Below are 21,062 nucleotides of genomic sequence, written 5' to 3'. Positions count from 1 at the left end.
GCCTGGCGTCAGCGGCTCAGGGCATTCTCCCGCTGCATGTGGGACAGCTTCTCGGGATTGCGGACGGCGTAGATCCCGGTGATGAGGCCGCCGTCGATGCGCACGGCCACGACGGTGTCCAGTTCGCCCTCGACGTGGACGATCAGCGCCGGGTAGCCGTTGACCTGCGCCGGCCGCCACGACGTGCTGGCCGGGACCTTGCCCCAGAAAGATGCCAGGGCGCGGGCCACCTTGTCGGCACCGAGGATCGGCCGCGGGACGGCCTGCTTGATCCCGCCGCCGTCGCCGAGAAACACCACGTCCGGCGCGAGGACGTCGAGCAGGCCCTGCAGATCGCCCATGTCGACCGCTCGCTGGAACGCGTCGAGCGCGCACCGGGCCTCCGCCGCGGAGACGACCTGGCGGGGCCTGCGGGCCGAGACGTGTGCCCGGGCCCGGTGCGCGATCTGGCGGACGGCAGCGGGGCTCTTGTCGACGGCTTCGGCGATCTCGTCGTACTCGAGGTCGAACACCTCGCGCAGCACGAACACCGCCCGTTCGGTAGGCGCGAGCGTCTCCAGCACCAGCAGCATGGCCATCGAGACGCTGTCGGCCAGCGCGACGTCCTCGGCCACGTCGGGCGCGGTGAGCAGCGGCTCGGGCAACCAGGATCCGACGTAGGACTCCTTGCGGCGACCGAGCGTCCGCAGCCGGGTGAGCGCCTGGCGGGTGGTGATGCGCACCAGGTAGGCGCGCTGGTCGTGGACCGCTCCCAGGTCGACGCCCGCCCACCGCAGCCAGGTGTCCTGGAGTACGTCCTCCGCGTCGGCGGCCGAGCCGAGCATCTCGTACGCGACGGTGAAGAGCAGGTTGCGGTGGGCGAGGAAAGCCTCGGTGGCTTGGTCCGGCCGGTCGTCGGGTGCGGTCTGCGGCATGCCCACCAGCGTGACTCCTGTTCGCTGTCGACTGCGTCACCCACCAGATGCCGGAGCCGGCCGTTCTGTGACACCTTCCGGCCTGTGGCGGTCGTCACCCTGCCCGGCCGTCACAGGGCTGCGCTCGCCGGCATCTCATGGTCGTCCGATCCAACACCAGAGTTAAGGACGGAACGATGGACGCCAGGTTCAACATGTTCGAGAACGAGTTCGCCATGAAGTTCTTCAAGCGGTTCGCGAACGCCGGCATGGTGCTGCAGCAGTCGCCGCTGCCGAAGTCCACGCAGGAACTGGTGTCGCTGCGGGCGAGCCAGATCAACGGCTGCGGATGGTGCATCGACACGCACGCCAAGGAGGCCGCTGCGGCCGGCGAGAGTGCGGTTCGGCTCAGCCTGGTCGCTGCCTGGCGCGAGTCCACGGTCTTCACGGAGGCCGAGCAGGCGGCGCTCGCGCTCGCCGAGGAGGGCACCCGGCTCGCCGACGCCTACCAGGGCGTGTCCGACGAGACCTGGGCTCAGGTGCGCAAGCACTACGACGATGACCAGGTCGCCGCGCTGGTCGCCCTGGTCGCTCTGATCAACGCGGCCAACCGGCTTGCCGTGATCGTGCACCAGCGGGGCGGTTCCTACGAGCCCGGCACGTTGGCCGCCGCTTTCGGCTGAATCGGCAACGGACCCGGCCCGGGATCAGCCGATGTCCCGGGCCGGGGGGCACGCCGGAAGCGGAAACCTCGGTCGGCGCGTGCGCTGCTCGGCCCCGGGAACGGCACCTGGCTCAGAGGATCCGGGTCACCCGCTCGGCAGCGACGATGGCATCCCGTCGCGCCGGGTCGAGGTTGGCACTGATGACCACGGACGCGCCCGCCGACAGCGGCGCGAGCAACCACTTCAACGGCTGCTCGTGCTCGGCGGCGTCGACCAGCAGCCGGTCACCGGCGCGCAGGTCCAGCATCCCGGCGACCTCCCGGGCGAGCGCTCCCCACTGGCCGTAGGTCGTGCCGTCCGCGCTCGCCGGATCCGACGGGCGGATGGCGGTGTGGTCGGGTGTGACGTCCGAGTGGCGGAGCACCTCGGCGGACCAGTCCAACCAACCCAGCGGCACGTCGGCCAGGCGGCCCGGCCCGGTACCGACGAGGTAGCGGTGCGGGGCGTCCGGCACGTCCTCCAACCAGTCGTCCTGGCGTTCGGGGGTCACGAAGACCGCGTCGAACGGCCGGTCGCCGCCGGGCTCCAGCACTGCCAGGCCCGCCGTGGCGCGCGGTCGGAACGACACCGCCAGGCCGCACGCCCAAGCCCCCAACAACACCGCTGCGGTACGCCAGTGCGGCGGCAGCAGCACCGCTACGCGGCTGCCGGGGCCGAGCCCGCACCCGTCCCGCAGGAGGCTGGCGCTGCGCGCCGCCCAGGCGCCGACCTGCTGGGCGGTCAGGTCGACGCGCTCGCCGGTCGCCTCGTCGCGGTAGCTGAGCAGCGGAATCTCCGTGGCGGTGTACGGGTCCGACAGGTCGGCCGTGGCGTGTGGCTGCATCTGGGCGCTCCCCGGGTGGCGACGTCGGTACCACCCTACGCAACGACTTTGGTCGTACCCCTCGTCGGCCGATGGCCGTAGCGGCTGGCCGGGTGGCCCACTGACGCTACGGGCGACCCCGCAGCGCCATCGAGGAGTGCCCATGCCTACCGAGTCCGACCCCGCCGACCGTCCCCCGTTGCGCCGCCGGCTCGTGCCGGTCGTGGCGTTGCTGCTGCTCGCGCCCTGGGCGGCCGAGTGTTCGTGGGGTGGCTTCGCCATCGACGGCTTCCTCCCGGTGGTGATCGGCCTGGCTCCGATGTACGGCGGGGCGGCGATCCTGATCCGGGAGACCGCCCGACACCTCGGCGCGGGCTGGCCGGCGATCGTGCTGCTCGCCGCCGCCTTCGGTGTGCTCCAGGCCGGCCTGGTGGACCAGTCCCTGTTCAACCCCGGCTACCTGAATGACACGCAGTACGCCGACACCCGGGCCGCCGCCGAGGCGTCGCTGGTGCCGGGGCTCGGATTCAGCCTCCGGCAGGCGTTCGACTACGTGGGCAACCACATCGTGCTGACCATCTGCGCGCCGATCGTGTTCGTCGAGTCCTTCCTCGGTGCAAAGCGGCGGCTTTCGCCGTGGCTCGGACGACAGGGGCTGGCGGTGGTCGCTGTGGTCTACCTGCTCGGCAGCCTGCTGATCTTCGCCTCTCCCGAGGGTCGGAAGAACTTCCTGGCCAGCCCGCTTCAACTGGCCTTCGCCACGGCGGTGGTCCTCACCCTGGTCGCGACGGCCCTGCTGCCCCGCTGGCGTCGCCCGCACCCGCGCCGCGTCCGCCGGGTGCCGCACCCGCTCTGGGTCGGTCTGCTTGTCGTCCTCGTCCACTTCGGCACCGACCTGGCACCCGGCTGGGCGGGAGTGGTCATCGCGCTGGCGCTCGCCGCCACCGTCGGGGCCGTGCTCGCGTACCTGTCGGCGGGCGCGCGCTGGGGGCAGCGGCACGTGCTCGCCGCGGGCTCGGCGAGCGTGGTCAGCGCCGCCGCGTTCGCGTACCTGGTGCCGCCGTACTCCCCGGCGAGCCCGGCGGCGGCCCTCGCCGGTGACGTCGCGGTCACCGTCATCACCGTGGCACTGGTCGTTGGCGCCTGGTGGCGTCTGGGCCGCCCTAGCTCGGCCGCTGTTCCCGTCGCCGCAAGGTGACGCTCTCGCTGGCAGCAGGGCCGGCCTGGATGAGCCGATCCAGGACATCGCGAGCGGCGCCGAGCCGATCCATGGACGCCGTGATGCGGGCGCGCTCCACGGCCAGAGCGTCGAGGAGCTCCGGGCAGGTGGGGGCCAGCACGGTCACGTCGTCCGGGATGCAGGGAAGGATCTCGGCGATCGCCGCGGTGTTCAAGCCGGCGGACAGCAACAGTTGGATGTGCCGCACCGTGCCCACCGCCTGCGGGTCGTAGTGACGGTAGCCGCTGGCGAGACGGGCGGGTCGCAACAGGCCCTGCTCCTCGTAGTAGCGCAGGGCGCGCGGGGTGGTGCCCGCCTCCCGCGCCAGTTCGCTGATCCGCACACCGACAGCAGATCAGGGCTTGACCTTCACGTCAACGTGAAGGTTTAGCGTCGTCGCTGTGACTCACCGCAGCCATGACAATCAATCCGCAGCCGTCGCCGTCCTGGGACTCGGCCCGATGGGCCGGGCCCTGGCCGCCGCGTCGCTCGCCGCCGGCCACCCCACCGTGCTCTGGAACCGCTCACCGGGCAAGGCGTCCGCGCTGGTGGCCCAGGGGGCGGTGCTCGCTCCGACGGTTGCCGATGCGGCACACCGGGCATCGGTCGTCATCGTCTGCGTCATCAACTACCGGGCGGTCCGCGCCGTCCTGTCGGGGCTCGAACGCCCGCCGAGAGGAACGTTCGTCAACCTCAGCAGCGGGCACGCCGCCGAGGCACGGGACATGGCGGGTTGGGCGGCGCAGCGGGGCGTCAACTATCTCGACGGCGCGATCCTGACGCCCGCGCCGACCATCGGGACACCTGCCGCGACGATCCTCTACAGCGGTCCGCGGGCCCTCTTCGACGACAGCCTTCTCTGGCTGGAGAGCCTTGGTGGCACCAACGCCTACCTCGGCGCGGACGCCGGCACGGCGGCGGCGTACGAGATGGCGTTGCTCGACCTGTTCACCATGTCCGTCGGCGGGCTCGCGCACGCCTTCGCCCTGGCCGTCACCGAGGGCATCTCCCCTACCGCGTTCGCCCGCTTCGCCCGAGGAATCGGCGGCCTGTTGCCCGACATGGCCGACCGGTTCGCCGATCAACTCACGTCCGGAACCTTCGCCGCAGACGTGTCCACCATCGCGTCGGCGGGCTCGGCGGTCGCCCACGTCCGCGATGCCGCCGCCGCGCGCGGTGTCGACCCCGCGCCGCTACAGGCCGTGCACTCGATCATCGAACGGGCCATCGCGGCGGGGCACGGAGGCGACAGCTACGCCAGACTGGCCCAGTCGCTCGTACCCGCCGATCCGGCGGAGGCGGCACGCTGATCACGGTCGGCACTGGACCGACTGTCGCGACCTGGGCGATTACACTCGCCCCCACACCACGTGGAGGGGGCGGCGCAGTGGGTGAACTGCTGTCGACTGTGGTTCAGATCCTCAACTCGTACGTCACCAGGCTGCTGGATCGGCGGGCGGTTTCCCAGGACGCCGAGGTCGGCGCCCACCTGCTGGACGTGGTCCTCACGTTGCAGGAGTTGTGCCTCAACGGCGACCGTCTCCTGAGCCTGGCCGACACCATGATCTCCGGCGCGGAGCCGCGGGCCGACGACCAGGCGGAGTTCGCCGCCCTGCTGCACCGCCAGTCCGTGCTGATCAACCAGCTCCGGCGCGGCATCGACGACTCCCGCGCGCTGCTCGCCACCGTCGACGTGGACTTCGCGTTCGCGATGGCACCCTTCCTCGACGGCAAGTCGGGGCTGCTCACCCGCTGGCAACAGCAGGCGGCCCTCAGTCGGTACTCCACCACGACGCTGTTCTTCCTGCCCGCCGAGGCGGTCACCCGGGTGGTGGCCGCCAGCCCGGCCGCCTCGACCGCCACCGCACTCGACCGGAACCGGACGGACTTCGTGCTGGTGATGGCGGACGAGGTACGCAGCGTGCGCCGACGGGAGGTGGCGGACATCCGAGCCGTCGCGGACGACGAGCGCGCGACGCTGCTGCGGGACGCGGGCCGGGCCCGTGCCGATCTGGCCGCCGCCCGGGCGCTGTGCGCGCGACTGCTCACGGCGACCCAGGAGGCCATCGGTCCGGCGGCCACCGCCCGGATCCGGCGGACGCTGACGCCCCGACAGCAGCACCGCTGAGCGGAATCAGTCGCCCGGATCCCGGTCCCAGTCGAAGCCGGCGCGGGCGAACGCGACGCTGCCGTCCCCGGTGGCGTACACCTTTATCGCTTTCAAGCCCAGCGACCGGGTGAGCCTTTCCAGGTTGGACATGATGCGCTGGAAGAGCCCGGTGTCGGTGGCCTCCTCGGTGATGCGGATCTCGTCCAGCATCGCCATCCGGCGCGGAAAGGAGAGCCGCAGTTCGAGCAGGACCCGCAGGACGTCGGACGGCGCGATGCGCAGCGAGACCGCTGCACCGCCGTCGGCGTAGAGCGAGACCTCGACCCGCGCCTCGGGCAACTCCGCCGTCAACACCTCGTGGAACTGCCTCGGCGTCAGCTTCATCCACTGTCGCCAGGCGGCGAGCGCGGCCTCGTCCGCCCGGCCGACCGTCAGCGCCGGTTCCGCCGCCCGCAGGTCGGCCACTGTCAACGCCTCGATCTCGACCGGTCGATCCGCGGCTCGGACCTCCTCGTACGGCGTCAACGGCACTCCCGCCTCGACCAGGAGCCGGTCGAAGTCCGGGTCGGGCCAGTACGGGGCCGGTGCGAACTCGCCGACGCGGCACCACAGCTCGTGCCACAGCCGTACCGCGTTGAGGGGTCGAAGACCGAGCCGCATGGCGGCGACGAGGACACACCGGTGCAGTTGCAGCGATCCCGCGAGCGCCGCCAGGTTCGCCCTCGGCTCGTCGTAGGCCCGCAGGGCGCCGATGGAATTCCGTTCCAGTTCGGTGTACGCCACCAGCTCCGGCATGTCCGTCAGACGCACCGGGATCGGGGAGTCGAGCAGGGAGTCGAGGTCGGCCGGCTCCCAGGCGACGTCGTCGTTCAGCAGGATCATCCGCAGATCCTGGCCGTGCTGGCGGACCACCACCTGGAGGATCGGCTCACCCTGCGGCAACGTCAGGTGGTTGAGCCACACCACCGTCTCGGGGTAGAGCCGCAGGCTCACGTCGATCGCCGGCACCGTGACGAGCAGGGCGGGTCCGTCCTGCTCGACCCGTAGCGCGCGAAGTTCACTCAACGCGTCGACGACTTCACTCTGAAGCATCGACGCACTCTAGCGGCTGTCGGCCAGACCGGTCTCATCCGGGACGTTCAATGTGGCGTCCAACCCCACGGTCGGGCCGTCGGCCAGTCACACACCGCAACCTGCACGGCCTGGGTCGCCTCCACCTCCGCGCCCTTTGCTCTGCTTCAACCAAGGAAACACACACGCTCCGTGCAGGCCGCACCTGGCCGCTCATCTCTCCTGAAGACAGAACAGCAGGTAGATCCCGGTGTTTCCTCGGTTGAAGCAGAGCAAAGGGGCTGAGCGGTTCGAACGGGGGCGGCGGGGCAGTCACACTGAGCGACAGGTGGCGATGGCACCGGTCACGCACCCACCGTTACGTGGGCGACCCGAATGACCGGGCCGGGCTAGCGTCCGCCGGGCAGTTCCGGGCCGCCGTCGAGCAGGGCGGCCAGCAGGTCGCCGTACTCCTCGACCCGTTCCAGGACCTCGGCGGCGGTGAACTGGCGGACGGCAGGCTTCCTGCCGCGGGCGCCGGCCTCGACCTCGTCCCAGGTCAACGGCGTCGAGGCCGAGGGCGTGCGCTGGGCGCGCAGCGAGTACGGCGCCACTGTGGTCTTCGCCGCGTTGTTCTGACTCCAGTCGATGAAGACCTTGCCGGGGCGCAGGTTCTTCGCCATCTTCGACACGATCAGCTTGGGGTGCGCCTTCTCCAGCTCCTGGGCGATCCGGCGCGCGTAGGCGGAGACGTCGTCGGCGGACTGGGTGCCGGCGATCGGGCAGCACAACTGCATGCCCTTCTTGCCGGACGTCTTCGGGTACGAGTCGATGCCGTCGTCGGCGAGCCGGTCGCGCATCAGCACCGCCACCGGGCAGCACTCGGCGAGCCCGGCGGGCGGCCCCGGGTCCAGGTCGACGACCATCATGTCCGGGTCCTCGCCGACCTTCCACTGCGGTGTGTGCAGCTCCAACGCGGCGAGGTTGGCCAGCCAGACCAGGGTGGGCAGGTCGTCGGCGACCACGTAGTCGATGGTCTCCCGACCCTTCGTCGACCCGGGCGCGGGCAACGTCTCCACCCGCACCCAGTCCGGGGTCGCGGCTGGCTTGTTCTTCTCGAAGAAGGACTTGTCGTCCACCCCGTTGGGAAAGCGGATCCGGGTGACCGGGCGGTCCGACAGGTGCGGCAGCAGTACCGGAGAGATCCGGGTGTAGTAGTCGATCACCTCGCCCTTGGTGAAGCCGACCGCCGGATAGAGGACCTTGTCCAGGTTCGACAGCTCCAGTGGGCGGCCCTCGACGTCCACCCGCAGCTTCTCAGCCGGCATCGTCGACCTCCTCCGGCGGCTTGTCCGGGCGCAACCGCAGCACCCGGGGGAAGCGCAGCCGGCCGTCGGGGGTGCGTTGGCCGTACTTCACCTCCACCACCACCCGGGGTTCTACCCAGATGGCACCCCGGGCATCCTCGCGCGGCACGCCCGGCGCGAACGGTGACACGCGGGAGCGCAGCGGCTCCAGCTCGGCGAGGAGCTGCCGTTCGATGGCCGCCCCGATCCCGCCGCCGACCCGACCCCGGTAGATCAACCGGCCGTCCGGGCCGGGCACCCCGACCAGCAGTCCACCGATGCGGCGCGCGCCCGGCCGCCAGCCCCCCACGACAAAGTCCCCGGTCACCTCCAGCTTGACCTTCACCCAGTCCGGGGAGCGCACGCCGGGGCGGTAGACGGCGCCGACCCGCTTGGCCATCACGCCCTCCAGGCCGTGTTCGCCGGCCGCCTCGTAGGTCGCCGGGCCGTCGGTGAACACCGGCGGCACTGCCCATCGGGCGCCGCCGAGGCCGAGCGCGTCAAGTGCCTCCCGGCGGCGCTCGTACGGCCAGCCGGTCAGGTCGTCGCCGTCGCGGCGCAACAGGTCGAAGATCATGTACGTGACCGGCATGACCGCCGCCAGCCGGGCCGCCTTGTTGCGATCCCGGACGTGCATCCGCTCAGCGAGGGCCGTGAACGACGGCTGCCCGCCCTGGCCGAGCAGCACCACCTCGCCGTCGAGCAACACGTCGTCGACCTGCTCGGGGAGGGTGGCCAGCTCGGGGTACGCGGCGGTGATCTCCACGCCGGAACGGGCGTACAGGTGCTGGACGCCGCCGGAGATGTCGGCGAGCGCGCGGACCCCGTCCCACTTGAACTCGTACGCCCAGCCGTCACCCGCCGGGAGCGGCCCGGTCATCGCGAGCATCGGCTTGAGCGGCACGCCGGGCACGACCCGACTGTAGTAGCAGGCCGAACACCTCGCGTCGAGTTCCTTCGGATGCGAGCATGGTCGATACCGGGGAAGGGAGCGCAGGATGCGTGCCATCTGGAAGGGAGCCGTGTCGTTCGGGCTCGTCTCGATCGGGGTGAAGCTCTACTCGGCGACCGAGGAGAAGGACATCCGGTTCCACCAGGTGCACCGCGAGGACGGCGGCCGGATCCGCTACAAGCGCACCTGCTCGGTCTGCGGCGAGGAGGTCACCTACGACGACATCGCCAAGGGCTACGACATCGGCGGCGGCGAGATGGTCATCCTCACCGACGAGGACTTCGCCGACCTGCCGCTGACCAGCTCGCGGGCGATCGACGTGCTGGAGTTCGTGCCCGCCGACCAGGTCGACCCGATCCTGTACAACAAGGCGTACTTCCTGGAGCCGGAGGGCACGGCCACCAAACCGTACGTGCTGCTGCGCGACGCCCTGACCGACTCGGAGCGGGTGGCCATCGTCAAGGTGGCGCTGCGCCAACGTGAACAGCTCGCCACCCTGCGGGTCCGCGAGGGTGTGCTGCTGCTCAACACGATGCTCTGGCCGGACGAGATCCGTAAGCCGGACTTCGGTTTCCTCGACGAGGACCTGAAGGTGCGCCCACCGGAGCTGGCCATGGCCAGTTCCCTGATCGACTCGATGACCGGCGAGTTCGAGCCGGACGTCTTCACCGACGACTACCGGGCCGCGTTGCAGGAGGTCATCGACGCCAAGGTGGAGGGTCGGGAGGTCGTCCAGCCGGAGGAGGCCGAGGAGGCGCCGGCCGCGGCGGTGGACCTGATGGCCGCGCTGAAGGCATCGGTGGACCGGGCCCGTGCGGCACGCGGCGAACAGCCCGCGCGCGGTGGGGGCGGCGGCGAGCCGACGCCCATCTCGTCGGCCCGCTCGGCCCAGAAGGCGGCCGAGAAGAAGGCCGCCAAGGCGCCCGCGAAGAAGACCGCGGCGAAGAAGACGGCGGAGAAGAAGACCGCCGCCAAGAAGGCCGAGCCGGCGAAGAAGACAGCAGCGAAGAAGGCCGAGCCGGCGAAGAAGACGGCCGCGCGCAAGACCGCACCCCGCAAGAGCGCCTGACCGTACGGCGGCGACGAAGGGTGTCCGCCGGACCGGGTACGCTCCGCCGGCCGTTGGCCACCGGAGGAGCCCCCATGCCGTACACCCCTGATCTGGACCGGTTGTTGGCGCCCGGTGCCCGCTTCACCGACGAGTACGGCGCGTACCTGATCGAGGCCCACCCCGTGGACGACGTCGTGCTGCCCACCGGCCGGGTGGTCGGATGCGACCCGCTGGTCTGCCCGGAGGCCGAGCCGTACACGGTGACCGTGGCGCCGGGGCGGTATCCCGCCCGCGCCTGGGTGGCCGTGGTGCTGCGGGAGGGCGCGGAGGTGGACCGTCGGGTGGCCGCGCTGCAACTGGTGGTCTCCGACGAGCCGGCGACCCGTTGGGAGCCGGCCGTCGCGGGCGACCAGGACGTCGCCGCGCTCGGCCCGGACGACTACTTCGGGTACGGGGTGGACGCGGGCGCCGGCACGCTCGCCGACCCGACGGCGCTCGCCGTCCTCGACGGCTGGGACCACGACCAGGTCCAGGAGGTGTTCATCCCCGACGAGCTGCCCGTGTCGCCGGTCCGGGGCCTGATTACCGCAGTCCTCGACGAGGCCACCGGCGCCAATGTCGTCACCGTGGCCACGGGTTGGGGGGACGGCTGCTACGGCACCTGGATCGGGCGCGCGGCCGACGGAGGCGTGACGTCGTTCGTGACCGACTTCATGGTGATCCCGAAATAACGTCCCGCTAGGGCGTCGCTGGGCGATCCGAGGCATCCGGGGCGGGCACGGCAGGCCGCCGGGCGGGTACCGTGTGCGTCGGCTTTCCCCCCGGCACCGGGTGCCGGCCACACCTTCGCAGCAGGGAGTCGACGACGTGAGCGAGCGCACGCAGGAGAACCGGTCGGAGGGCCAGAGCCCGGCGACGAAGGCGGGGCGGCGGCTCGCCGCCCAGTTGGCCGCGCAGAAGGCCGCCGAGGCGAAGCGCCGCCGCCAGGCGTGGGCGGGCGGCCTCGCCGGCGTCGCCGTGATGGCGCTGCTGATCGGCGGTTTCGTGTGGATCGACAAGAACCGGAGCGACGACAAGCCCGCCAACCAGGCAGGCGCGACCCCGTCCGCCTCCGCCCCGGCCGCGGACGCCCCCACCGCGCCCCCGGCTCCGCAGCTGCCCGCGGGCTCCGACCCGGCGCTGGGCACCAAGCCGAAGGTGACGGCGGGCAAGGGTGAGCTGAAGAAGCTCACCGTCACCCCGGTGATCAAAGGCAGCGGCCCGGCCGTGAAGAAGGGCCAGACCATCACCACCAACTACGTGGGCGTCTTCTACAAGGACGGCAAGGAGTTCGACTCGTCCTGGAACGCCGGCCAGCCGGCCACCTTCCCCATCGGCGTGGGCCAGGTCATCCCCGGCTGGGACCAGGGCCTGGTGGGTGTGACGGTGGGCAGCCGGGTGCAGCTCGACATCCCGGGCGAGCTGGCGTACGGCAACGACGAGGCGAACGCGAACGGGCGTCCGACCGGTCCGCTGCGCTTCGTGGTGGACGTGCTCGCCGCCCAGTGACCCGTCCGGATCGCCCCGGTTGTCACCCCGGCGCGATGGACTTGTTCACATGGGGCTTCCTGCCCGTCACCCTCCGGCAGTAGGTTCGGCGTCACCCCGGGCGGCCCGCCGTCCGGGGTGACCAGGCGGACCGGGGACGCGGAGGTGCACGTGACGGCGCTGGACGAGCCCGGGCGGACCGCCCGGCTGATGTGGACGCACTTCGAGCCGGTGCACGCGGTCACCTACTTCCACCCTCGGGCCCGGGCCGCGCACGAGGCGGTCGGGCTGCGCGGCTACTGGCGCGGCTACTTCGCCGGCCGGACCGCCCCGCTGGGCGCCGCCGAGGCCGCCCCGGTCATCGCCGCGTTCTTCAACTTCGCACCACCCATGGTGAGCCGGGCCCTGCCGGCGGTCTGGCGGCTTGCCACCCCGCAGGAGGCCCTGCGCGCCCGGCTGACCGGCGCCGTGCAGGCCCTCGCCGAGCTGACCTACGAGCTGCCCGAGGCGCACCTGGCCGAGGCCGCCGATCTGCTGGAACGGGCCGCCTCGGCGGCGCAGACCGCCGGTCGGGTGCTCGGCGCGGCCAACGCGGCGCTGCCGGTCGGGGAATACCCCCTCGCCCGTCTCTGGCAGGCCGCCACCACGCTGCGGGAGCTGCGGGGCGACGGGCACAACGCCGCCCTGGTGGCCGCCGGCCTGGACCCGGTGGAGACGCTGGCCTGGCGGGTCGCCGTGGACATGCCGGCGGAGAACCTGCTCGGCCGGGGCTGGTCCGAGGAGCAGTGGCGGGCCGCCCGCGAGCGGCTGGCACAGCGCGGCTGGCTGACCGGCGACGGCACGGCCACGGACGTCGGTCACGCCGGGTTCCAGGCGATCGAGGACGCCACCGACCGGGCCGCCGCGCATCCGTGGCTGGCCCTCGGCCCGGACGACACCGACCGCCTGCGTGAGCTGCTGGAGCCGATGGCCCGGTCGTGTCACACGGTGATCCCGCCGAACAGCCCGATCGGGCTGCCCGCGCTGCCCGGCTGACCGGCGGTCCGCCTCTCGGGCAGGATGGGCCCGTGGTGGATGCGGTGGTTTTCGACCTGGACGGCGTGATCGTGGATTCCGAACCGGTCTGGGAGGAGGTCCGGCGGGCGTACGTGGCGGCACACGGTGGGTCGTGGCAGCCGGACACCCAGCGCCGGCTGATGGGCATGAGCACCGGTGAGTGGGCCCACTACCTCAGCGGTGAGCTGGGCGTGCGCCGCAGCGCCGGGCAGGTCGCCGACGAGGTGGTGCGGGAGATGGCCCGGCGCTACACCGAGCACGTGCCGCTCATCGACGGCGCCGACGAGGTCGTACGGCGGCTGGCCGCACGCTGGCCGCTGGGGTTGGCCAGCTCGTCACCGACCCGGCTGATCGCGGCGGCGCTGGACGCCACCGGCCTGACCGGCGCGTTCGGCGCGACCCTCTCCACCGAGGAGACCGAGCGGGGCAAGCCGGCACCGGACGTCTACCTGGACGTCGCGCGGCGTCTCGGCGTCGACCCGACCCGGTGCGCCGCAGTGGAGGATTCGTCCAACGGCGTGCGGTCGGCCGCGGCGGCGGGGATGCGGGTGGTGGCGGTGCCGCACCTGTCGTACCCCCTCGACCCGGACGCGGCCGGGCTCGCGGTCGTGACGCTGGGGTCGATCGGTGAGTTGACGCCGGAGCTGGTGCAGGGGCTGGGTTGACGCGGGCAGACTGGGGAAGGAACACCGAATGAAAGCCATCGTGTACGAGCGCACCGGCGACCCTTCCGTGCTGGAGCTGGTCGACCGGCCGGTGCCGGAGCCGGGTGCGGGCGAGGTGCTGGTCCGGCTGGCGGTGTCCGGGGTGAACCCGACGGACTGGAAGTCGCGGCGGGCCTTCCCGCCGGACGGGTGGCAGATCCCCGGGCAGGACGGCGCGGGCGTGGTGGAGGCGGTCGGCGAGGGGGTCGACCGTGAGCTGATCGGCCAGCGGGTCTGGATCTGGGAGGCGGCCTGGCAGCGGCCGTGGGGCACCTCCGCGGAGTACACGCTGGTGCCGGTGCGCCAGGCGGTTCCCCTGGGCGACGCCTCGTTCGAGCTGGGAGCCAGCCTGGGCATCCCGTTCCTCACCGCGCACCGCTGTCTGACGGCCGGCGAGTTCATGCCCGACGCGCTGCGCGCCGGTGCGCTTGCCGATCACACGGTGCTGGTGCAGGGCGGGGCGGGCGCGGTAGGCAACGCGGCGATCCAGCTCGCCCGCTGGGCCGACGCGACGGTGATCGCCACGGTGAGCAGCGCGGAGAAGGCGCAGCTCGCGGCGGCGGCCGGCGCCTCCCATGTGATCAACTATCGCGAGCAGGACGTGGTCGAGGAGGTCGGCAGGATCGCTCCGCACGGCGTCCACACGATCGTGGAGGTCGCGCCGGCCGCGAACGCGGCGGCAGACGTGCAGATGATCCGGCAGGGCGGCGCGGTCTGCGTGTACGCCGACAACGGCGGCACCGAGGTGACGCTCCCGATCCGCCCGCTGTACGTGGTGAACGCCCGCTGGCAGTTCGTGCTGGTCTACACGGAGCCGAAGGCGGCCAAGGCGCAGGGTGTGATCGACGTGGCGGCGGCGGCCAACCAGGGTGGTATCCGGGTCGGCGCGGACGCCGGTCTGCCGCTGCACCACTATCCGCTGGCCGACACGGCGGCGGCCCACCAGGCGGTCGAGGACTCGGCGGTGGGCAAGGTGCTGATCACCACCAGCGACGCCTGAACGGATCGCGCGACACCCGATTTCCCCGTCATCAGGACAGACACGAACAATTTTCGCAACAATGACGGTGCGGGATAACCCCGCGTGGAGCGGGCGGCCCCGGCGCGGTGCGAACGTCGGGGCCGCCCCTGGGGAGGAATGTCAGGAGAACTCCTCTGCCCAACAGGCGACAGTGCCCGGTAAAACGTTACGGTGCTGTCAGCTCCCGGACAGTCAGCTCACCGTCGGCGTACCGCGAACGGACGACCTTCTTGTCGAACTTGCCGACGCTGGTCTTCGGCACCGTGTCGATGAACGCCCACCGCTCGGGCAGCTGCCACCTGGCGATCGAACCGGCCAGGAAGTCCCGCAGCTCCTCGGCGGTCACCGACGCGCCCTCGCGGACCACCACGGTCGCCAGCGGCCGCTCGTCCCAGCGCTCGTCCGGCACGCCCACCACGCACGCCTCCAGCACGGCCGGGTGCGCCATCAGCGCGTTCTCCAGCTCCACCGACGAGATCCACTCGCCGCCGGACTTGATCACGTCCTTCGCCCGGTCGGTGAGCGTGATGTACCCGTCCGAGGAGAGCATGCCCACGTCGCCGGTACGCAGCCAGCCGTCGCGGAACTTCTCCTCGTCCGGGGCGTCGTCACCGACGTACCGCGCGGTCACCCACGGCCCACGGACCTCCAACTCGCCCACGGCCGTGCCGTCGGCGGGCAGCGGCTCGCCCAGCGGCCCGACGATGCGCGCCTGCACCCCGGCCGGCACGCGACCCTGCGTGTAGCGGTAGCGCCAGGCCTGCTCGCCGGTCGCCCCCGCCGGCGGCCGGGAGACCGACCCCAGCGGCGACATCTCGGTCATCCCCCAGGCGTGGATGACGTCGATCCCGTGCCGCTCGTCGAACGCGTGCATCAACGCCGGCGGGCACGCCGAGCCGCCGACGATCACCTCGGTGAGCGACGACGTGTCCACGTCGTGGCTGTCCAGGTAGGCCAGCAGGTCGGTCCAGATGGTCGGCACCGCGCCGGCCAGGGTGGGCCGCTCGGCGGCGATCATCTCGGCGATCGGCGCGGCCTGGAGGAACCGGTCCGGCATGATCAGTGACGCGCCGGAGAGGAACGCCGCGTACGGCAGACCCCACGACATGGCGTGGAACATCGGCACGATGGCCAGCTCCCGGTCGGTCGGCCCGAGACCGAAGCCCTCCGGCATGCAGACCTGCAACGAGTGCAGGTAGATGGACCGGTGCGAGTAGGCGACGCCCTTCGGGTTGCCGGTGGTGCCCGACGTGTAGCAGAGTGCGGCGGCGTCCCGCTCGTCCACCTCCGGCCAGTCGTACACGTCGGGCCGGTCGGCCAGCAGCGCGTCCCAGTGGTGCACGGTGATCCGGTCGCCGGCGGCGGCCACCAGCGGGGCCGGGTCGCCACCGCCGACCACCACCACGTGCCGCACCGTGCTCAGCTCACCGATCACCCTGGCCAGCAGCGGGATGAGCGTGGTGTCGACGAGCACCACCCGGTCCTGCGCGTGGTTGGCGATGTAGGCGACCTGGTCAGGAAAGAGCCGGAGGTTGAGGGTGTGCAGCACCGCGCCCATGCTCGGCACCGCGAAGTAGGCCACCAGGTGCTCGTTGTTGTTCCACATGAAGGTGGCGACCCGCTCGTCGCCGGTCACCCCGCACTCGTCGCGCAGCGCGTGGGCCAGCCGGGCGGCGGTGCGACCCACCTCGGCGTACGTCATCCGGCGGGGCTCGCCGCCCGTCCAGGTGACCACCTCGGCGGTGCCGTGCACCCCTGCGCCGTGGTCGAGGATCCGGGAGACCTGCAGGGGGGCGTCCATCATCGTGCTACGCATGGGTAACAAGCTAGTGTCGGCGGTCACACGTTGGGAACCCCCGTAAATTGTCGCAGGTGAGCATCTCCTGGGCCGACTCGTACGTGGGGCAGTTGCGCGCGCTCGCCGGGGACCGGACGCTGATGTTCGTCGGCGCCCGAGCCGTGGTCAGCGACAACGCGGGGCGCATCCTGCTCATCCAACGCTCGGACAACGGTCAGTGGGCCATGCCCGCCGGTGCCATGGAACTGGGCGAGTCGATCGCCGACTGCGCAGTCCGCGAGGTCCGTGAGGAGACCGGGCTGCGGGCGCTGCGGGTCTGCGCGTTCGCCCTCTACACCGGCCCGGACCGCACCAGCACCAACATGTACGGGCACACGTACCAGGTCTTCACCACCGCGTTCAAGGTCGAGGAGTGGGACGGGCAGCTGACCCGGGTCACCGACGAGACCACCGACGCCGGCTTCTTCCCCCGCGACCGCTTCCCGACCCCACTCTCCGGCTCGGTGTTGGAAACCCTGGCCGACCTGGACGTCTTCAACCAGACGAACCGGCTGATCCTCAAGTAGGTCCTACTGCGGGTAGCGCATCTCGGCGAAGAACCCCTCCTGGATCCAGTTCGGGTACGCGACCGGCAGCTTGGTGGCCTCGTCCAGCTCGGTGAGGTCCTGCTCGGTCAGCGTGAGGTCCGAGGCGGCGATGTTGTCCACCAACTGCTCGTGCTTGCGGGCTCCGACGATCACGCTGGTCACCGCCGGCCGGGACAGCAGCCAGGCGACGGCCACCCGGGCCGGGCTGACCTCGTGCCGCTCGGCGACGCCCTTGAGCACGTCGACCACTGCGAAGGCGTGCTCGGGTTCGAACGGCGTGAAGCTGGAGTAGCCGGGCTGGGCGCTGCGGGCGCCGCTGTCGGCGACGGCGCCGTCCCGGCCGACCTTGCCGGAGAGGAATCCACCGGCGAGAGGGCTCCACACGGTCAGGCCGACGCCCGCGTCGAGCGCCATCGGCACCACGTCGCGCTCCACGTCCCGACCCAGCAGGGAGTAGTACTCCTGCACGGAGACGAAGCCGGCCAGCTTCTCCCGGGCGGAGATGCCGAGCGCCTTGGAGATCTGCCAGGCGGCGAAGTTGGCGCAGCCGATGTAGCGGACCTTGCCCTGTCGGACCGCGTCGTCGAGCGCGCGCAGCATCTCCTCCATCGGCGTGACCTGGTCGAAGTTGTGGATCTGGTACAGGTCGATGTGATCGGTGCCCAGCCGGCGCAGGCTGTCCTCCAGGTTCTGCATGATGTGCAGCCGGGAGGTGCCGACGTCGTTCGGGCCGGGGCCGGTGCGCGAGTGCACCTTGGTGGCCAGCACGACGTCGCGACGCCGCTTGCCGAGCGCCTGGCCGAGCAGTTCCTCGCTCTCCCCGTCGCTGTAGCCGTCGGCGGTGTCGACGAAGTTCACGCCCGCGTCCAGCGCCGTGTCGACCATCCGCTGCGCCTCGGGCAGCGCCAGTCCGCCGAGGGTTCCCCAGAGCGGGTGCCCGCTGCCACCGAACGTCATCGCGCCGAGCGAGATCTCCGAGACGTACACCCCGGTGGTGCCCAGCAGTCGGTACTTCACCTGTGTTGCTCCTCGTGGTGGGGGGTCGGAGGCCACGTCGGCGCTCCGTCGGTCACTATGTCGGACACTGTGTCCGGCAGCGAGCGTACGTCGTCGGTCGCGCCCCCGGCCACCTAGGATCTCGACCATGCCCTCGATCACCCGACGTCGCCCGCCCAACCCGGACGGGCGGGCGGCCGTCGAGGCACGGGTGCTGGCGGCCACGGAGCGACTGCTCCAGGAGGGCGCCCGCTTCACCGACCTCGGCGTGCAGCGGATCGCCGCCGAGGCCGGGGTGGCCCGGTCGACCTTCTACACCCACTTCCGGGACAAGAGCGAGCTGCTCATGCGCCTCGCCGGCACCATGCGGGAGAGTTCCTTCGACCGCACCAGCGGCTGGGACCCGGGCGGGCCCGGCGACCCGCTCGCGCGGCTGACCGAGGTCTTCGCCGACGTGATCCGGATCTACCGGACGTACGCCCCGGTGCTTGCGGCGGTCAGCGAGGTCGCCGCGTACGACGAGGTGGTCCGGGAGTACTGGGCAGCGGGGCTGGAACGGTTCGTGAGGCGCACGGCGGATGCCCTCCGCGCCGAGCAGCAGGCCGGGCGTACCCCCGCCGACCTGGACGTCACGGCCGCCAGCCGCTTGATCGTGATCGGCGGCGACCGCTTCCTCGCCGACCACGTCAGCACGACCACGGCCGACGCCGGGACCGACGCGGCGGCAGCGCGGGAACTTGCGGCGACCTGGTGGTACGGCGCGTATCGCCGCCCGGCTTGATCAATTCCGCTCGAATTCGCCCTGCCAGCCGGCTCGTCGGCTGGCAGGGCGACCGGGCGTGGTCAAATCATCGTCTGGGACTTGGCCTCCATGTCCGCCGCGGCCTCATCCTTCGATTCCTTGGTCAGCGGCTTCCCGCCCGGTGCCGGCGCCTCTCCGCCGAGCGGGTCGGCACCGCCCTTGGCGCCCTGCGGGCCGGCACCGCGTAGCTCGTTGTTGGGCAGCGCCAGGGTGACCAGCACCGCGACGATGGCGACGAGCCCGGTGGTCAGGAAGACCAGGTGCAGCGACTCCACGAACGACGCCTGGATGGCGGCCCGGACGGCGCCGGGCAGGGCCATGATGGTCGCCGGGTCGTTGATCGAGATGTTCGTGCCGCCACTCGCCGCGACAGCGGCCCGCTGCTCCGGTGGAAGCTGGGCGATCGCACCGGGCAGCCGGTCGGCGAGCTGCGAGTTGAGCCGCGACGAGAGCACCGTGCCGAGGATCGCCACCCCGAACGAGCCGCCCAGCGACCGGAAGAACGTCGCCGACGAGGTACCGGCGCCCAGGTCGCGGATGGAGACCGCGTTCTGCACCGCGAGGACGAGCGACTGCATGCACAGACCGAGGCCGACGCCGATCACCACCATGAAGCCGAACGCCATCCAGAGCGACGTGCCCACCTGCAACCGCGTGAACAGCAGCATGCCGAGCACCAGGGTGGCCGCCCCGGCCACCGGGAACCACTTGTACCTGCCGATCCGGCTCATCGCCCGTCCGGTGAGGATCGAGGTCACGATGATGCCGGCCATCATCGGCAGCATCAGCAGACCGCTGCGGGTCGGCGAGGCGCCCTTGACGATCTGGAGGTATAGCGGGATGAAGATGATCGACCCGAACATCACCAGACCGAGCACGAAGCCCGCGGAGTTGGCCAGCGCGAACGTGGCGCTGCGGAACAGCCGCAGCGGCAGGATCGGCTCGGCGACCCGCGCCTCCTGGAGCACGAAGAGCACCGCCAGCACCGCACCGACGACGAAGAGGCCGATGATCAGCCCGGAACCCCACGGGTACTCGTTGCCGCCCCAGCTCAGCGCGAGCAGGAGGCAACTCACCCCGGCCACCAGCAGGCCCGCGCCGAGCCAGTCGATCGCGTGGTTCCGGCGCTCGAACGGGATCAGCCGCATCACGTGGTAGCAGACCACGATGGCCAGGATCGCCAGCGGCACGTTGATGTAGAAGATCCACCGCCAGTCGGTCTCGGCGAAGTATCCACCGACCAGCGGACCGGCCACCGACGCGATGCCGAACACCGCCCCGAACAGACCCTGGTAGCGGCCTCTCTCCCGGGGTGAGACCACGTCCGAGATGATCGTGAACGCCAGCGTCAGCAGACCACCGGCGCCGAGACCCTGGATGCCCCGCGTGACGATCAGCTGGGTCATGTTCTGCGACAGGCCGGCCAGCAGCGACCCGACCAGGAACGTGCCGATCGAGAAGAGGAAGACCGGGCGACGCCCGTACAGGTCGGCCATCTTGCCGTACAGCGGGGTCGACGCGGTCGAGGCGAGCAGGTACGCCGTGACCACCCACGAGTAGTGGTTGATCCCACCCAGCTCACCGACGATGGTCGGCAGGGCCGTGCCGACGATGGTCTGGTCGAGGGCGGCCAGCAGCATGCCGGTCATCAGGCCCAGCATGAGCAGCCGGATCTGCTGGCGATTCAGTACCGGCGCGGCAGAGGCTTCGGTGGTCATCAAGCCCTCTTTCCCGACCACCGGAGAACATGCCCCACACCCCAAAAAACCGCGAGCCTCCCAAGGTTGATCAAGAGGTTCGCGTCACGACACGCCGGGTGGGATGACGCAAACCTCTTGATCAACTCGGGAGGGCGGGGTCAGGAGGCGGCGAAGGTTTGGGTGATCTTTGTGCAGAAGGCAGGGAGGTCGTCGGGCTTGCGGCTGCTGGTCAGGTTGCCGTCCGTCACGCACTCCTCGTCGACCCAGGTCGCGCCGGCGTTGGTCAGGTCGGTGCGCAGGCTGGGCCAGGAGGTGATCCGCCGGCCACGCACCACGTCCGCCTCGATCAGCGTCCACGGGCCGTGACAGATCACCCCGACCGGCTTGCCGGCGTCGAAGAACGCCTTCACGAACCGCACCGCGTCCGGGTCGGACCGCAGGAAGTCCGGGTTCGCCACCCCGCCCGGCAGCACCAGCGCGTCGTACCCGGCGGCGTCCGCCTTGTCCGCGGTGACGTCCACGTCGTACGTCTTGGACTGGTCCAGGTGGTTGAAGGACTGGATGGAACCGGGCTTGAGCGAGACCAGCTCGGCCGTCGCGCCGGCGTTCTCGACCGCCTCGCGCGGCTGGACGTACTCGACCTCCTCCACGCCGTCGGCGGCCAGGAAGGCGATCCTCTTGCCCTGCAGTGTCGCTGCCATCTCGGTACATCTCCTTTCCGGG

22 protein-coding genes are annotated in these 21,062 nt (G+C 71.3%); 12 read left to right on the top strand and 10 right to left on the bottom strand.

Translation table 11 applies throughout. From position 1 onward, the window contains the following. Positions 1-8: 8 nt before the first annotated feature. On the bottom strand, positions 9-914 hold the full coding sequence (locus B0E54_RS15305; protein WP_234584200.1) for an RNA polymerase sigma-70 factor: 906 nt from the start codon (positions 912-914) through the stop codon (positions 9-11). A 176-nt stretch (positions 915-1,090) separates the two neighbouring features. On the opposite strand from B0E54_RS15305, the gene B0E54_RS15300 reads away from it, so the two are divergent. Further along, a complete protein-coding gene (locus tag B0E54_RS15300) occupies positions 1,091-1,576 on the top strand; it encodes a carboxymuconolactone decarboxylase family protein (RefSeq protein WP_234584199.1) in 486 nt (161 codons plus the stop codon). 112 nt (positions 1,577-1,688) lie between these two features. On the opposite strand, the gene B0E54_RS15295 is transcribed toward B0E54_RS15300, so the two are convergent. After that, positions 1,689-2,441: a TIGR03089 family protein gene (locus tag B0E54_RS15295; RefSeq protein WP_234584198.1), complete on the bottom strand. Its 753-nt coding sequence runs from the start codon at positions 2,439-2,441 to the stop codon at positions 1,689-1,691. Between the two features lie 142 nt (positions 2,442-2,583). On the opposite strand from B0E54_RS15295, the gene B0E54_RS15290 reads away from it, so the two are divergent. Beyond that, on the top strand, positions 2,584-3,618 hold the full coding sequence (locus tag B0E54_RS15290) for a hypothetical protein (RefSeq protein ID WP_234584197.1): 1,035 nt from the start codon (positions 2,584-2,586) through the stop codon (positions 3,616-3,618). On the opposite strand, the gene B0E54_RS15285 is transcribed toward B0E54_RS15290, so the two are convergent. Next, positions 3,584-3,982, bottom strand: coding sequence for a MerR family transcriptional regulator (locus B0E54_RS15285; RefSeq protein WP_234584196.1), 399 nt, complete (start codon positions 3,980-3,982; stop codon positions 3,584-3,586). The two genes, B0E54_RS15290 and B0E54_RS15285, sit on opposite strands and share 35 nt — an antisense overlap. Before the next feature lie 58 nt (positions 3,983-4,040). Between B0E54_RS15285 and B0E54_RS15280 the strand changes: the two genes are divergently transcribed. Further along, positions 4,041-4,949, top strand: coding sequence for an NAD(P)-binding domain-containing protein (locus tag B0E54_RS15280; protein ID WP_234584195.1), 909 nt, complete (start codon positions 4,041-4,043; stop codon positions 4,947-4,949). Between the two features lie 77 nt (positions 4,950-5,026). Next, entirely contained in the window at positions 5,027-5,767 is a 741-nt protein-coding gene (locus B0E54_RS15275) for a hypothetical protein (RefSeq protein WP_234584194.1), read from the top strand. Positions 5,768-5,773: 6 nt separating this feature from the next. Here the strand turns inward: B0E54_RS15275 and B0E54_RS15270 are convergent, their stop codons facing one another. The 3 genes from B0E54_RS15270 to ligD (B0E54_RS15260) all read right to left on the bottom strand — a co-directional run bounded on the left by B0E54_RS15270 (position 5,774) and on the right by ligD (B0E54_RS15260) (position 9,058). Beyond that, complete coding sequence (locus B0E54_RS15270; protein ID WP_234584193.1) at positions 5,774-6,841, bottom strand: hypothetical protein; 1,068 nt, start codon at positions 6,839-6,841, stop codon at positions 5,774-5,776. Positions 6,842-7,209: 368 nt separating this feature from the next. Continuing rightward, positions 7,210-8,127: a non-homologous end-joining DNA ligase gene (gene ligD, locus B0E54_RS15265; protein WP_234584192.1), complete on the bottom strand. Its 918-nt coding sequence runs from the start codon at positions 8,125-8,127 to the stop codon at positions 7,210-7,212. Further along, on the bottom strand, positions 8,117-9,058 hold the full coding sequence (gene ligD / locus B0E54_RS15260; protein ID WP_234584191.1) for a non-homologous end-joining DNA ligase: 942 nt from the start codon (positions 9,056-9,058) through the stop codon (positions 8,117-8,119). The genes ligD (B0E54_RS15265) and ligD (B0E54_RS15260) overlap by 11 nt, the downstream gene beginning before the upstream one ends. Positions 9,059-9,143: 85 nt before the next feature. Here ligD (B0E54_RS15260) and B0E54_RS15255 point away from each other — a divergent pair, with 85 nt between their 5' ends. From B0E54_RS15255 to B0E54_RS15230, 6 genes are all read left to right on the top strand, one after another. Beyond that, positions 9,144-10,166, top strand: coding sequence for a Ku protein (locus tag B0E54_RS15255; protein ID WP_234584190.1), 1,023 nt, complete (start codon positions 9,144-9,146; stop codon positions 10,164-10,166). A gap of 74 nt (positions 10,167-10,240) precedes the next feature. Further along, positions 10,241-10,879, top strand: a complete 639-nt coding sequence (locus B0E54_RS15250; protein WP_234584189.1) for a DUF4241 domain-containing protein — start codon at positions 10,241-10,243, stop codon at positions 10,877-10,879. A 100-nt stretch (positions 10,880-10,979) separates the two neighbouring features. Beyond that, positions 10,980-11,696, top strand: coding sequence for an FKBP-type peptidyl-prolyl cis-trans isomerase (locus B0E54_RS15245; RefSeq protein ID WP_234584188.1), 717 nt, complete (start codon positions 10,980-10,982; stop codon positions 11,694-11,696). A gap of 189 nt (positions 11,697-11,885) precedes the next feature. Continuing rightward, positions 11,886-12,710 carry a hypothetical protein gene (locus B0E54_RS15240; protein ID WP_234584218.1) on the top strand — a complete coding sequence of 275 codons (825 nt, stop codon included), beginning with the start codon at positions 11,886-11,888 and terminating at the stop codon, positions 12,708-12,710. Further along, complete coding sequence (locus tag B0E54_RS15235; protein ID WP_255787054.1) at positions 12,707-13,396, top strand: HAD family phosphatase; 690 nt, start codon at positions 12,707-12,709, stop codon at positions 13,394-13,396. The genes B0E54_RS15240 and B0E54_RS15235 overlap by 4 nt, the downstream gene beginning before the upstream one ends. A 28-nt stretch (positions 13,397-13,424) precedes the next feature. Then, positions 13,425-14,435: an NADPH:quinone reductase gene (locus B0E54_RS15230; RefSeq protein WP_234584186.1), complete on the top strand. Its 1,011-nt coding sequence runs from the start codon at positions 13,425-13,427 to the stop codon at positions 14,433-14,435. Positions 14,436-14,622: 187 nt separating this feature from the next. Here B0E54_RS15230 and B0E54_RS15225 read toward each other — a convergent pair whose 3' ends face one another. Next, positions 14,623-16,272: a fatty acid--CoA ligase gene (locus tag B0E54_RS15225; RefSeq protein ID WP_234584185.1), complete on the bottom strand. Its 1,650-nt coding sequence runs from the start codon at positions 16,270-16,272 to the stop codon at positions 14,623-14,625. A gap of 56 nt (positions 16,273-16,328) precedes the next feature. Between B0E54_RS15225 and B0E54_RS15220 the strand changes: the two genes are divergently transcribed. Beyond that, on the top strand, positions 16,329-16,820 hold the full coding sequence (locus B0E54_RS15220; RefSeq protein WP_234584184.1) for an NUDIX domain-containing protein: 492 nt from the start codon (positions 16,329-16,331) through the stop codon (positions 16,818-16,820). A gap of 3 nt (positions 16,821-16,823) precedes the next feature. Here B0E54_RS15220 and B0E54_RS15215 read toward each other — a convergent pair whose 3' ends face one another. Beyond that, on the bottom strand, positions 16,824-17,858 hold the full coding sequence (locus tag B0E54_RS15215; RefSeq protein ID WP_234584183.1) for an aldo/keto reductase: 1,035 nt from the start codon (positions 17,856-17,858) through the stop codon (positions 16,824-16,826). Positions 17,859-17,985: 127 nt separating this feature from the next. Between B0E54_RS15215 and B0E54_RS15210 the strand changes: the two genes are divergently transcribed. Next, positions 17,986-18,618, top strand: a complete 633-nt coding sequence (locus B0E54_RS15210; protein WP_234584182.1) for a TetR/AcrR family transcriptional regulator — start codon at positions 17,986-17,988, stop codon at positions 18,616-18,618. 62 nt (positions 18,619-18,680) lie between these two features. On the opposite strand, the gene B0E54_RS15205 is transcribed toward B0E54_RS15210, so the two are convergent. Together B0E54_RS15205 and B0E54_RS15200 are read right to left on the bottom strand one after the other, a co-directional pair. Beyond that, on the bottom strand, positions 18,681-20,357 hold the full coding sequence (locus B0E54_RS15205) for an MDR family MFS transporter (protein ID WP_234584181.1): 1,677 nt from the start codon (positions 20,355-20,357) through the stop codon (positions 18,681-18,683). A 140-nt stretch (positions 20,358-20,497) separates the two neighbouring features. Further along, complete coding sequence (locus B0E54_RS15200; protein ID WP_234584180.1) at positions 20,498-21,040, bottom strand: type 1 glutamine amidotransferase domain-containing protein; 543 nt, start codon at positions 21,038-21,040, stop codon at positions 20,498-20,500. Between the last annotated feature and the right edge of the window lie 22 nt (positions 21,041-21,062).

Origin of the sequence: Micromonospora sp. MH99 (assembly GCF_021442385.1) — a bacterium.
GTDB lineage: Bacteria > Actinomycetota > Actinomycetes > Mycobacteriales > Micromonosporaceae > Micromonospora.
This window is presented reverse-complemented; position numbering and strand designations above follow the sequence as displayed.